Raw genomic sequence first — 11,738 nt, forward strand, 5'->3', positions numbered from 1 at the left:
AAAGGGATCAAACCGGGGGACGAGGATGGTAGACGGCTTTCTGACCACGCATGTGCTCGATACGGCGCGGGGCGTGCCCGCGGCGGGGCTCCGGATCACGTTGGACCGGATCGACGGCCCGGCGCGCGAACGGCTCGCGGAGATGGAGACGAATGCCGATGGACGGACCGACGGGCCGATCCTTTCCAGGGACCGGTTCGCGCCGGGCCTTTATGAGCTGACCTTCCATGCGGGCGATTACCTGCGCGGGAGCGGCGCCCCCCTGACCAGCCCCGCCTTCCTGGACGAGGTGCCGGTGCGCTTCGGCATGGAGGCGGGCCATTACCATGTCCCCCTCCTGCTTTCTCCCTTCGGCTATTCGACCTATCGGGGCTCCTGAATGTACGACCTTGCCGTCCTGGCGCACTGGGCCGAGTTCGCGGTCCGCTGGCTTCATGTCATCACCGCGGTCGCCTGGATCGGGTCGAGCTTCTACTTCATCGCGCTGGACCTGGGGCTGCATCGGGACCGCAACCTGTCCACCGGCGCGGACGGGGAGGAATGGCAAGTCCATGGCGGCGGCTTCTACAACATCCAGAAGTACCTCGTGGCGCCCAAGTCGCTTCCCGACGACCTCGTGTGGTTCAAGTGGGAAAGCTATTCGACCTGGCTTTCGGGGTTCTCGCTGCTCGTGCTGGTCTACTGGCTCGGCGGCGAGCTGTACCTGATCGACCCGCGCGTGCTCGACATCCCGGCCTGGCAGGGGGCGCTGATCTCGGCGGCGTCGCTGGCGGCGGGGTGGATCGTCTACGACCGGCTCTGCCGGACCCGCTTCGGCGACGAGCCGGTGCGCCTCATGCTGGCGCTGTTCGGGATCATCGTGCTCATGTCGCTGTTCTACACGCACGTCTTCTCGGGACGGGCGGCGCTCCTGCACCTGGGCGCGTTCACGGCCACGATCATGACGGGGAACGTCTTCTTCACGATCATGCCGAACCAGCGGATCGTGGTGGCGGACCTCAAGGCGGGCCGGAAGCCGGACCCGAACTACGGCAAGATCGCCAAGCAGCGCAGCACCCACAACAACTACCTGACGCTGCCGGTCATCTTCCTGATGCTGTCGAACCATTACCCGCTGGCCTTTGCCGGGCAGAACACCTGGATCATCGCCAGCCTCGTGTTCCTGATGGGGGTGACGATCCGGCACTGGTTCAACACGGTCCACGCCCGCAAGGGCCACCCCCACTGGACCTGGTTCGCCACCGCGCTGATCTTCCTGGTGATCGTCTGGCTTTCGGCGCCCCGGGCCTTCACCTACGATGAATCGGCCGAGCTGCCCATGACACCTTACGCCGAACGCTACGCCCAGGCGGCGGGCTTCGAGGAGGTGCACGACATCGTCCAGGGCCGCTGCTCCATGTGCCACGCGGCCGAGCCGGCCTGGCCCGGCCTTTACTGGCCCCCCAAGGGCGTGATGTTCGAGACCGAGGCCCAGATCGCCTCCCGGGCGCGGGACATCTACCTTCAGGCCGGGATCAGCCATGCCATGCCGCCGGGCAACCTGTCCGAGGTCACCGACGAGGAGCGGGCGGCGATCCGGGCCTGGTTTCAGTCCGCCGGCTGACGAAGCCAGCCCTCCAGGAGATCGATCCGCCCCGCCCCGGCGAACCGGGCCACGCGTTCGAGCTCGGCCAGCAGGCGGCCCGTGCGTCCCTTGCCCCAGCGCAGCCCGGCCTCGGGCCAGAGCGCGCGCAGCGTGAGGACGCCCCCCTTGGCGTCGAGGTCGGCGCGGGCCACCATCCGGACGCCTTCAAGGATCGGGAACACGTAGTAGCCATAGGTCCGCTGGGCGGCGGGCACGAAGATCTCGATCCGGTAGCGGAAGCCGAACAGCCGCTCGGCCCGGTTGCGGTCCCGGAGAGCGGGATCGAACGGCGACAGCAGCCGCATCCGGTCGCCGGGATCGGACAGGGCCAGTGCCTCGTCGACAGCGCCCGGACGGGCCAGGCTGCGGCGGAGGGTTCCGTCGGCGTTCTCCACCCGGATCTCCTCGACCTCGCCGCGGGCCAGCGCGGCCTTGGCCCAGGACTGCGCCTCCGCGGGCTCCAGCAGGTCCCAGAAGGCGGCGATCTCGCCCGGCGTGGCGAAGCCCAGGCGGTCGAGCGCGGCCGTGGCGGCCCAGTCGATCGTCGCGTCCAGCACAGGCGTCGCGGCGCGGGCCGAGTCGGGGATCACCCGCTCGGTCAGGTCGTAGACCTTCTGGAAGGCGTCGCGCCGGGTCACCGACAGCTCTCCCACGCGCCAAAGGTATTCGAGCGCCACCTTGGACGGGTGCCAGTTCCACCACCCGGGCTCCTTCCGGGGACCGTCGGCGAGGTCGGCGCTCCGGGTCGGGCCGTTGTCCGCGATGTGGCGGAGCGTCCGGTCGATCTGGCCCCGGAAGTCGGAGCCCTGCCAGGCGTCCCAGCGCCGGTCGAGCCGGGCCCGGTCCCGCTCGAAGCGGTGGCGCCAGTGGGGCCAGAACGCCATGGGGATCACGGATGCATCGTGGGTCCAGTGCTCGAAGGCGTGGCGCTGCCGGACCTGCTCCATGAGATCGGCGGGGCGGTAGCCGGGATGCCGGCTCCAGAGGATCATGTCGTGGGCGCGGGCGAGCGTGAGGACCGAATCAACCTGCACGAAGCCCAGTCCGGCCACGAGGTCGCGCAACTTCCGGACCCGGGGCCGGTCGAGAAGGGCGTGCCGCGCCAGGAAGAGCTTGCGGGCCGCCTCATTGGGCAGAATCGGCAGGGCCATCGGGTCTCCTCATGGACAGGGGGCCGGCGAGAACCTATCTCGGGCGGATCATGGCCCAAGAGAAGAATCCCAACCGCAAGCTCATCTCCGAGAACCGCCGCGCGCGGTTCGACTACCACATCGAGGAGGACCTCGAGGCGGGGATCATCCTGATGGGCTCCGAGGTGAAGTCGCTGCGGACCGGGCAGTCGAACATCGCGGAAAGCTACGCCTCCGTCGAGAACGGGGAACTGTGGCTCACCAACGCCTACATCGCCCCCTACGAGCCCGCCAAGACCTGGGGGCACGAGGAACGGCGGCGGCGCAAGCTGCTGGTCAAGAAAAAGGAGCTGGCCCGGCTCTGGTCCGCGACCGCGCGCGAGGGCATGACCATCGTGCCGCTGTCCATGTACTTCGACGACAAGGGGCGCGTGAAGCTCAAGCTCGGCGTCGCCAAGGGCAAGAAGCTCCACGACAAGCGCGCCACCGAGGCCGAGCGCGACTGGAACCGCCAGAAGGGGCGCCTGCTCAAGCAGGGGCTCTGAGCCCAGGCCCGGATCTTATGAGGACGGCTCGCCCCGGATCAGCAGGGCGAGATCCTCAGCCCGGGAAAGAGCGACCGGACGGAGCCTCGTGCCGGCGCATGGGGCAGGCCCTGCATCGCGCGACGGCTTGCGCCCGCGCGCGCCTGCCCTTACGGAGCGCGCCATGCGCGACGACCCCCGGACCCTCGTCTCGACCGAGTGGCTGGCCCAGCGGCTGGGCCGGAGCGATCTCGTCGTCCTCGATGCCTCCTGGCACCTGCCGACCGCGGCGCGCGACCCCGACACCGAGTTCGAGGCCGCGCACATTCCCGGCGCGCGGCGGTTCGACATCGATGCCCTGTCCGACCGCGCGAGCCCCCTGCCGCATATGCTGCCCCCGCCCGACGCCTTCGCGGCCTGGATGGGTGCTCAGGGGATCGGCCCGGACACGCAGGTCGTGGCCTATGACAGCCTGGGGATCTTTTCGGCGCCGCGCGCCTGGTGGACCTTCCGGGCCATGGGACACGCGGCGGTGGCGGTCCTCGATGGCGGGCTGCCCAGATGGCGGGCCCAGGGTCGGCCGGTGGAGGCCGGCGAAGCCAAGGCGACGCCGGGAGCCATCCCCATGCTGACGCCGGCCCCGTCGCTCGTGCGGTCGGCCGAGCAGGTGCGGCAGGCCCTGGACGACGGGACGGCGACGCTCCTCGACGCCCGCCCGGCCGCCCGTTTCCGTGGCGAGGTCCCCGAGCCCCGGCCAGGGCTGCGGTCCGGCCACATGCCGGGGGCGCTGAACCTGCCATTCGCCGAGGTGCTGAACCCCGACGGCACCCTGAAGACGCCCGAGGCGCTCTTGGAGGCCTTCGCCGGGCTGGACCCGTCCAGGCCCGTCATCACGACCTGCGGGTCGGGCGTCACCGCCGCGATCCTTTCGCTCGCCCTCGAACGGCTGGGACGGGCCCATGCGCTCTATGACGGCTCCTGGGCCGAATGGGGCGGGCGGGCCGACCTGCCGGTCGAACCCTCCTCCTGAAGGACTTTCCATGCTCGACCAGTTGAAGGACCAGCCCGCCGACAAGATCCTGAGCCTGATGGCCGCCTTCCGCGCCGATCCCCGGCCCGCGAAGATCGACCTGGGCGTCGGCGTCTACAAGGACGCGGAGGGCCGGACCCCCGTGATGCGCGCCGTGCGCGAGGCGGAAAAGCGCATCTGGGAGGGCGAGACGACCAAGACCTACACGGCGCTGGCGGGCGACCCGGCCTTTGCCGATGCCCTGGTGCCGCTGGTCCTCGGCGACTCGGTCCCCCGCGCGAACGTGGCCGCCGTCGCGACGCCCGGCGGGACCGGCGCGGTCAGGCAGGGGTTCGAGCTGATCCGGCTGATGGCGCCGCTCGCCACCATCTGGGTGCCCGATCCGACCTGGCCCAACCACCTTTCGATCCTGAAGCACCTCGGGATGCCGGTGCGGACCTACCGCTATTTCGACGCCGCCACGCTGGGCGTGGATGTGGACGGGATGCTCGCCGACCTCGCCGGCGTGCAGCCGGGGGACGCGGTGCTGCTCCATGGCTGCTGCCACAACCCCACCGGGGCGGACCCGGATGCGGAGACCTGGGGCAAGGTCGCGGCGCTCCTGCGCGATCGGGGGGCCTTCCCCTTCATCGACCTGGCCTATCTGGGCTTTGGCGACAGCCTCGAGGCGGATGCCGCGGCGACCCGGATGATCGCGGCGGCCGGCGAATGCCTGATCGCGGCCTCCTGCTCCAAGAACTTCGGCATCTACCGGGAGCGGACGGGGCTTCTCATGGCCGTGGCCGGCGACGAGGCGGTCGCCAAGGTCGCGCAGGGCAACCTTGCGCACCTGAACCGGCAAAACTTCTCCTTTCCGCCCGATCATGGCGCCCGGGTCGTTTCGACCATCCTGGGCGACGAAGGCCTGCGCGCCGACTGGGCGGCGGAGCTGGAGGAGATCCGGGCCGGGATGCTGTCCCTGCGGGAGATGCTGGCGGCGGAACTGCGGCGGCTCACGAACTCGGACCGGTTCGACTTCCTGACGCGGCACAAGGGCATGTTCTCGCGCCTGGGCGCCACGCCCGAGCAGGTCGAGGCCATGCGGCGGGACCACGGCATCTACATGGTGGGCGACAGCCGGATCAACGTCGCGGGGCTGAACGCCCGGACGGTGCCGGTGCTGGCGCAGGCGATGGTGGCCGCGGGTCTCTGATCCAGCCCGATTCGGGAATGACGAAAGGGGGCCGTGCGGCCCCCTTTCTGTTGGCTGGAACGGGGGCGGCCCGCGCGGGAGGAGACGCGCGGGCCGCAGGTCCGGACCAGGGGCGGAGGGGAGAAGAACCCCGCCCGCCGGTCCGGGTGGTCACATGTTGTACGCCGTCTCGCCGTGTTCGGTGATGTCGAGGCCCTCGCGCTCCACGTCGTCGCGGACCCGCAGCCCGGTGATGGCTTTCACGATGAAGAGCAGGATCACCGAGGCGATGCCGCTCCAGAGCAGGGTGATGACCACGGCGGTGATCTGCGCCATGACCTGCCCGCCCATCGTGCCGGATTCCACCAGGAAGCCGGTGCCGCCGAGCGAGGGCGAGGCCAGGATGCCGGTGCCGACGGCGCCGATGATCCCGCCGACGCCGTGCACGCCAAAGACGTCGAGGCTGTCGTCATAGCCGAAGCGGTGCTTCACGGTGGACACGAAGAAGTAGCAGACGCAGGACGCGACCGCGCCCAGCACGATGCAGGCGACCGGGCCCGAGGTGCCGCAGGCCGGGGTCACGGCCACGAGGCCCGCGACCATGCCCGAGGCGGCGCCCAGCATCGAGGCCTTGCCGCGGAACACGGCTTCGATCAGGCACCAGGCCAGGATCGCGCCGGCGGTGGCGACGAAGGTGTTGATCATCGCGAGGGTCGCGCCGGCGGTCGCCTCGAGGTTGGAGCCGGCGTTGAAGCCGAACCAGCCGACCCAGAGCATGGCCGCGCCGACCAGCGTCAGCGTCATCGAGTGCGGGGCCAGCATGTCACGGCCGTAGCCGATGCGGGGTCCGACCACGATCGCCGCCACCAGCGCCGCGATCCCGGCGTTGATGTGCACCACGGTGCCGCCCGCGAAGTCGATGGCGCCCAGGTTGTAGATGTAGCCCGACGCGTCCCAGACCATATGGGCCACGGGGAAGTAGACCACGGTCACCCAGAGCGCCGCGAAGAGCAGGACCGCCGAGAACTTCATCCGTTCGGCGAAGGCGCCGATGAACAGCGCGGGGGTGATGGCGGCGAAGGTCATCTGGAAGCAGATGAACACGTATTCCGGCAGGACCACGCCGTCGGTGAAGGTCGCGGCGGTGGAGTCGGTCGTGACGCCGGCCAGGAAGACCTTGCCCAGGCCGCCCCAGAAGGGCGAGGTGCCGCCGCCGAAGGCCACCGAGTAGCCGTAGACCACCCAGATCACCATGACCATCGCGCCGATCAGCGTGCACTGCATCAGGATCGACAGCATGTTCTTGGTCCGCACGAGGCCGCCGTAGAACAGCGCGAGCCCGGGAACCAGCATGAACAGCACGAGCAGCGAGGAGGTCATCATCCAGGCGACGTCGCCCTTGTCGATGATGGGAGCGGCTGCGGTGGCGGCATCCTCGGCGGTGCCCTGCGCCACGTCCTGCGCCCAGGCCGGCACGGCGGCGAGCGCGGCGCCCAAGGCCAACAGGCTGGCCACTGTCTTGAGGTTCTTCATCTTACTGTCCCGTTTCCCTTGCCCCATGCCGCTCAAAGCGCGTCCTCGTCGGTCTCGCCGGTGCGGACGCGCAGGGCGGCCTCCACGTCGAGCACGAAGATCTTGCCGTCGCCGATCTTGTCGGTCCGCGCGGTGCGCGCGATCGTTGCCGTGACCTGATCCACGAGGACGTCCGGCACCACGATCTCGAGCTTGACCTTGGGCACGAAGGCCACCGCGTATTCGGCGCCCCGGTAGATCTCGGTGTGACCCGACTGCGCCCCGAAGCCCTTGATCTCCGTCACCATCATCCCGCGGACGCCCACGGCGGTGAGCGCCTCGCGCACCTCCTCGAGCTTGAACGGCTTGATGGTCGCGATGATGAGTTTCACGTCCCTGTTCCCCTGCGAATGTCCGCTCAGGGGCACAAGGGCGCGGTAAGCGCCGCAGGAGCAAGAAATTGCGGCGCTGCGGTCTTGGCCCATAAACCAGTATCGGTCCGCGGAACGCACATTTTGTGCGCAATGCTTCTTTTGCGGGCATACGGTGAATCATCACGAGGCGGTGACCGCGCGGTGCCCCTTCGACACCCGCCCGGATCCGGGTTATGGTCCCGCTTCAAAACGAGGGCGGTCCCGGCAAGGGGCCGGAGGCGCATGGGCAGACAAGGATCAGGCAAGCCGCCCCTGGTGGCGGATCGTCGTTACGGTGGGGCTCCGCCCAAACCCGCTCGGCCGGCGCCGAAGCGGCGGGCCGCAGCGCCATCGCGGCGGCCCAGGGGGCCGGTCCGCTGGGTGCTGGGCGCGCTGGGCGGACTGCTGCGATTCCTCTTCGGCGTGATCTGGGCCGTCGGCTGGCGTATGGGAGCTGTGGCCGTGCTCGTGCTCGGGCTGGCCGTCGCCTACGACGCGATGAAGCTCCCCCGCGTGAGCGCGCTCGTGGATGGCCGGGCACGAGGCTCGGTCACGCTGCTTGACCGGTCGGGCCAGCCCTTCGCCTGGCGCGGCGACCAGTTCGGCGGCATGATCACGGCGGACGAGGTGTCGCCCCATCTGGTGAACGCCGTGGTCGCGACCGAAGATCGACGCTTCTGGTGGCATCCCGGCATCGATCCCCAGGGCGTCGCAAGCGCCATCCGCATCAACCTGAGCGAGGGGCGCGGCCCGCTGTCGGGCAACGGCGGCTCGACTATCACGCAGCAGACGGCCAAGCTTCTCTGCCTCGGGCGGCCCTTCGACCCGTCCCAGTGGAAGGACGAGGCGGCCTATGAGGCCGATTGCCGCCGCACGACCCTGACCCGGAAGGTTCAGGAGGCCATCTACGCCATGGCCATGGAGTTGCGCTACTCCAAGGAGGAGATCCTGACGATCTACCTCAACCGGGCCTACCTGGGCGCGGGCACGCGCGGCTTCGAGGCGGCGGCGCAACGCTACTTCGGCGTGTCGGCACGGGACGTCACGCCCGCCGAGGCGGCGATGCTGGCGGGCCTGCTCAAGGCGCCCACGACCTACGCGCCCACCAATAGCCTGGAACGCGCCCGCGACCGGGCGAACGTGGTCGTGGGGCTGATGGCCGAGCAGGGCTACCTCGACGCGGCCCAGGTCGCCGAGGCGCGCGAGCATCCCGCCGAGCTGTCGGGCGCGGCCGCGACCCGCACCGGCGGGGCCTTCGCCGACTGGGTGATGGATTCGGGGCCCGAGTTCTTCACCCGCGACACCACCGAGGACGTGACCATCCGCACCACGCTCGACCCCCGGATCCAGCGGGCGGCCGAGGATGCGCTGACCTCGGTCTTCGCGAATCAGGTCCGGGCCGGCAGCAAGGCCGAGGCCGCCATCGTGGTCATGAGCTCGGATGGCGCGGTGCGGGCCATGGTCGGCGGCCGAGAATCCGGCGCGGGGCAGTTCAACCGCGCCACGATGGCTCTGCGGCAGACCGGATCGAGCTTTAAGCCCTTCGTCTATGCGGCGGCCCTGGACCTTGGCATGCATCCGGCCGACGTGATCGAGGACACGCCGCTCTGCATGTCGATCGCGGGGTCGGGCAACTGGTGCCCCGACAACTACGATCATCAGTTCAAGGGTCCGATCACCCTCATCCAGGCGCTGGCCGAAAGCCGGAACATCCCCGCCGTGCGGCTGAGCGAGCTGGTCGGGCGCGAGAACGTCCGCAACGTGGCCGCCCAGTTCGGCATCCAGGGCGACCTCGCGCTCGGGCCGGCGCTGGCGCTGGGGGCGTCGGAATCGACGCTGATCCAGATGACCGGAGCCTATGCAGGCATCCTGAACGGCGGCTCGGCGGTGACGCCCTATGGGCTGGTCGACCTCACGCTCCAGGGCGAGGAGGAGCCGCTGATGGGCGTGGGCGGCGGCATCCGGGAGCGGGTGATCCGCGAGGATGCGGCCCGCGAGCTCATGTGGATGATGTGGCGCGTGGTCGAGGACGGAACGGGCCAGCGCGCCCGCATCCCGGGCTGGCAGATCGCAGGCAAGACCGGCACCACCCAGGCCGCGCGGGACGCCTGGTTCATCGGCTTCTCGGCCGACTACGTGACCGGCGTCTGGATGGGCTACGACGACAACACGCCGCTCAAGGGCGTGACGGGCGGCGGGCTTCCGGCCGACATCTGGCGCGAGACGATGACCCGCGTGCTGGACGGCGAGGCGCCCAGGCCCCTGCCCATGGCGCCCCCGGCGGGCGGCGGCGGCGGCTTCGTCCAGCCCAACGGGCTCCTGGCGGACGGCTCGGGCGAGCCGTTCCAGTCCACCGGCGACCCGGCCACCGACGCGGCGCTGGCGGCCGCCTTCGGCGCCCCGGCTCCGGCCGGCGCGAACGACGAGGAGAAGAACGCCGTGCTGGATACCCTGCTGTCGATCCTGTCCGGGCAGTAGGCCGTCAGTCCGCGGGGGCGTCCGGTCCGCCGGGCGTCTCCGTCCCGTCCTCGGACCCGGGCGGCGAGGCGTCGGCAGGGTCCGGGCATCGATCGTAGCGGAAGGCGTAGCCGCGCCAGAGCAGGAAGATGCCCTCCCCTTCGGCCGTGCCCATGATCATGGCGCGTTCGGTCCAGGTCTGCCCTTCGCCGGTGCATTCCATCACATAGAGCGTCGCGTCGAGGTCGAGGACGTCCACCGGCTGCGTCATCCGGCAGGACGAGCCGACTCCCTGCAACTGCCCCCCGGCGATGCGGAGCGCCCCGCCCTCCTCCCCGACCTTGCCGCAATCGGCGTCGGCGGACAGACGGTAGGTCCCGTCCCAGGGCAAGGCCACGGCCAGGCCGGGGATCAGGGCGGCTGCGAGAAGGGGGAGGAAGCGGGCGGACATGCGATGGCCTCCGGACACATCTGCCGGAGGTCATATGGATCGCAAGGGGCGGCAGGAAAGCCGCCGGCTCACATGCGCGACAGGTCCGAGATCAGGCGGTCGAGGTCGCCGCCCCGCTGGTCGAGCATGGCCTGCACCTCGGTCCGCTCGGACAGGAGCATGTTCACGCCTTCGATGATGATGTTGAAGAACTTCGGCTGGCCGGTCGCCTCGGAAACCCAGAAGTCCACCCGGAACGGCGCTTCGTTGACGAAGATGGCGGTGGTCTGCACCTCGACGCCGTTCGGCACGGCGCGGGCGTCCTCCACCTGCACGGCGCCGCCGATGAACTCCCGGAACCGGGAGCCGTACTTCTGGGCGACGTAGTTCGAGAAGGCCTGCGTGTAGCGGGCCAGCTGGTCAGGCGTCGCAGCCCGGGCATCGGCGCCCAGCGAATACCGCGCGATGGTGGGCGCGTCGGCATAGGCCTGGAAGATCTGGGCGAACTGGCCGATCATCGCGTCCTCGGGCTGGCCCGAGGCGATGACGGCGTTCACGTCGGCCACGAGCCGGTCTACGAGCGCGCGCGAGGCGGTCAGGTCCTGCGCAAGCGCCGGGGCGGCCGCAGATGCCGCCAGGGCCAGCGCGGCACCATGGGCCAGGAAGGCGCGGCGGGTGGTCAGGACGGTCATTGGCTTTCCTCGTAGGGATTGAAGTAATAGTCCTCGTCCGTGGCCGAGGGAGTCTGCCCCAGCTCGTAGCGGCGGTTCTGGAGGTAGATCAGCCGGGCCTGCGCATAGCTGTCGGCACTGTTGTAGAGCACGTCGTCCATCACGTCGCCAAGCTGGCCGCGTTCGACCACCTGCTCGCCGACCTTGGCGGGGAAGGCGTAGTCCTGCACGGGCCCGGGCACGTCGCCCAGCCGGTCGAGGGGGTCGAGCACGAAGTCCACGACACGGCCCGCAGCGTCCCGTTCGGTCGAGGGACCAAAGGCAGGAAGCTCCAGGTAGGCGCCTTCGGGCACGCCCCAGACGGCAAGCGTTTCGCCGAAATCGGTCTCGGCCTCCTTGAGGCCGATGGCCCCGGCCGGATCGAGGAGGCCCAGCACCCCCACCGTCGTGTTGACGACGAAGCGCAGCGTGTTCGTCCCTGCACCGCCCAGATCGCCCTGGAGAAGGTTGTTCACCACGGCCCCCGGGAGGCCCGCGTTGTTCGAGAAGTTGACCACGGGCTGGAGGCTGCCCTCGGGGGCCGTCGCCGCGGCGCGGCCCAGCGGGCGCAGCACGGCGCGGTCCATGCTCTTGTTCAAGGCGTGGACCTGCCGGTTGAACCCTTCGTAAGGGTCGTTGATTCCGGTCGGCGGAGGCGCGGCCGTGCATCCGGCCAGAATCGGAAGCACGAGGAGTTGAGCAAGACGTCTCATGGAATGACCGGGGCTTACGGGATA

The 11,738-nt window shown here is 69.9% G+C and carries 12 protein-coding genes; 6 read left to right on the plus strand and 6 right to left on the minus strand.

Annotated elements, in window-relative coordinates:
* The first annotated feature begins 25 nt into the window (after positions 1 to 25).
* Positions 26 to 379, plus strand: a complete 354-nt coding sequence (gene uraH / locus J3P31_RS14570; RefSeq protein WP_210529207.1) for a hydroxyisourate hydrolase — start codon at positions 26 to 28, stop codon at positions 377 to 379.
* Positions 380 to 1,603 carry a urate hydroxylase PuuD gene (locus J3P31_RS14575; RefSeq protein WP_210529208.1) on the plus strand — a complete coding sequence of 408 codons (1,224 nt, stop codon included), beginning with the start codon at positions 380 to 382 and terminating at the stop codon, positions 1,601 to 1,603.
* On the opposite strand, the gene J3P31_RS14580 is transcribed toward J3P31_RS14575, so the two are convergent.
* Positions 1,588 to 2,775, minus strand: a complete 1,188-nt coding sequence (locus tag J3P31_RS14580) for a winged helix-turn-helix domain-containing protein (protein ID WP_210529209.1) — start codon at positions 2,773 to 2,775, stop codon at positions 1,588 to 1,590. The genes J3P31_RS14575 and J3P31_RS14580 overlap by 16 nt on opposite strands.
* Before the next feature lie 50 nt (positions 2,776 to 2,825).
* On the opposite strand from J3P31_RS14580, the gene smpB reads away from it, so the two are divergent.
* The 3 genes from smpB (at position 2,826) to J3P31_RS14595 (ending at position 5,500) form a co-directional block, all read left to right on the plus strand.
* Positions 2,826 to 3,299 carry an SsrA-binding protein SmpB gene (gene smpB, locus J3P31_RS14585; RefSeq protein WP_210529210.1) on the plus strand — a complete coding sequence of 158 codons (474 nt, stop codon included), beginning with the start codon at positions 2,826 to 2,828 and terminating at the stop codon, positions 3,297 to 3,299.
* Positions 3,300 to 3,462: 163 nt separating this feature from the next.
* A complete protein-coding gene (sseA, locus tag J3P31_RS14590) occupies positions 3,463 to 4,308 on the plus strand; it encodes a 3-mercaptopyruvate sulfurtransferase (RefSeq protein WP_210529211.1) in 846 nt (281 codons plus the stop codon).
* A gap of 10 nt (positions 4,309 to 4,318) precedes the next feature.
* A complete protein-coding gene (locus J3P31_RS14595) occupies positions 4,319 to 5,500 on the plus strand; it encodes an amino acid aminotransferase (RefSeq protein WP_210529212.1) in 1,182 nt (393 codons plus the stop codon).
* A 150-nt stretch (positions 5,501 to 5,650) separates the two neighbouring features.
* On the opposite strand, the gene J3P31_RS14600 is transcribed toward J3P31_RS14595, so the two are convergent.
* Both J3P31_RS14600 and J3P31_RS14605 read right to left on the minus strand, forming a co-directional pair.
* The gene (locus J3P31_RS14600; RefSeq protein ID WP_210529213.1) at positions 5,651 to 7,012 is read right to left on the minus strand and encodes an ammonium transporter; all 1,362 of its coding nucleotides are present in this window, start codon (positions 7,010 to 7,012) and stop codon (positions 5,651 to 5,653) included.
* A gap of 32 nt (positions 7,013 to 7,044) precedes the next feature.
* Complete coding sequence (locus J3P31_RS14605; protein WP_210529214.1) at positions 7,045 to 7,383, minus strand: P-II family nitrogen regulator; 339 nt, start codon at positions 7,381 to 7,383, stop codon at positions 7,045 to 7,047.
* 264 nt (positions 7,384 to 7,647) lie between these two features.
* Here J3P31_RS14605 and J3P31_RS14610 point away from each other — a divergent pair, with 264 nt between their 5' ends.
* On the plus strand, positions 7,648 to 9,882 hold the full coding sequence (locus tag J3P31_RS14610) for a transglycosylase domain-containing protein (RefSeq protein WP_210529215.1): 2,235 nt from the start codon (positions 7,648 to 7,650) through the stop codon (positions 9,880 to 9,882).
* A gap of 4 nt (positions 9,883 to 9,886) precedes the next feature.
* Here the strand turns inward: J3P31_RS14610 and J3P31_RS14615 are convergent, their stop codons facing one another.
* From J3P31_RS14615 to J3P31_RS14625, 3 genes are all read right to left on the minus strand, one after another.
* Positions 9,887 to 10,312: a hypothetical protein gene (locus J3P31_RS14615; protein ID WP_210529216.1), complete on the minus strand. Its 426-nt coding sequence runs from the start codon at positions 10,310 to 10,312 to the stop codon at positions 9,887 to 9,889.
* Positions 10,313 to 10,380: 68 nt separating this feature from the next.
* Positions 10,381 to 10,983, minus strand: a complete 603-nt coding sequence (locus J3P31_RS14620) for an MlaC/ttg2D family ABC transporter substrate-binding protein (RefSeq protein ID WP_210529217.1) — start codon at positions 10,981 to 10,983, stop codon at positions 10,381 to 10,383.
* Positions 10,980 to 11,714 carry an MlaA family lipoprotein gene (locus tag J3P31_RS14625; protein WP_210529218.1) on the minus strand — a complete coding sequence of 245 codons (735 nt, stop codon included), beginning with the start codon at positions 11,712 to 11,714 and terminating at the stop codon, positions 10,980 to 10,982. Before J3P31_RS14625 ends, J3P31_RS14620 begins: the two co-directional genes overlap by 4 nt.
* Between the last annotated feature and the right edge of the window lie 24 nt (positions 11,715 to 11,738).

Source organism: Rubellimicrobium arenae (assembly GCF_017916275.1).
GTDB lineage: Bacteria > Pseudomonadota > Alphaproteobacteria > Rhodobacterales > Rhodobacteraceae > Rubellimicrobium > Rubellimicrobium arenae.

Coding starts and splice junctions, on each gene's coding strand:
- J3P31_RS14610 (WP_210529215.1), top strand. CDS start 7,648: ATGGGCAGACAAGGATCAGGCAAGCCGCCCCTGGTGGCGGATCGTCGT.
- J3P31_RS14615 (WP_210529216.1), bottom strand. CDS start 10,312: ATGTCCGCCCGCTTCCTCCCCCTTCTCGCAGCCGCCCTGATCCCCGGC.
- J3P31_RS14625 (WP_210529218.1), bottom strand. CDS start 11,714: ATGAGACGTCTTGCTCAACTCCTCGTGCTTCCGATTCTGGCCGGATGC.
- J3P31_RS14580 (WP_210529209.1), bottom strand. CDS start 2,775: ATGGCCCTGCCGATTCTGCCCAATGAGGCGGCCCGCAAGCTCTTCCTG.
- uraH (WP_210529207.1), top strand. CDS start 26: ATGGTAGACGGCTTTCTGACCACGCATGTGCTCGATACGGCGCGGGGC.
- J3P31_RS14595 (WP_210529212.1), top strand. CDS start 4,319: ATGCTCGACCAGTTGAAGGACCAGCCCGCCGACAAGATCCTGAGCCTG.
- smpB (WP_210529210.1), top strand. CDS start 2,826: ATGGCCCAAGAGAAGAATCCCAACCGCAAGCTCATCTCCGAGAACCGC.
- sseA (WP_210529211.1), top strand. CDS start 3,463: ATGCGCGACGACCCCCGGACCCTCGTCTCGACCGAGTGGCTGGCCCAG.
- J3P31_RS14600 (WP_210529213.1), bottom strand. CDS start 7,012: ATGAAGAACCTCAAGACAGTGGCCAGCCTGTTGGCCTTGGGCGCCGCG.
- J3P31_RS14575 (WP_210529208.1), top strand. CDS start 380: ATGTACGACCTTGCCGTCCTGGCGCACTGGGCCGAGTTCGCGGTCCGC.
- J3P31_RS14620 (WP_210529217.1), bottom strand. CDS start 10,983: ATGACCGTCCTGACCACCCGCCGCGCCTTCCTGGCCCATGGTGCCGCG.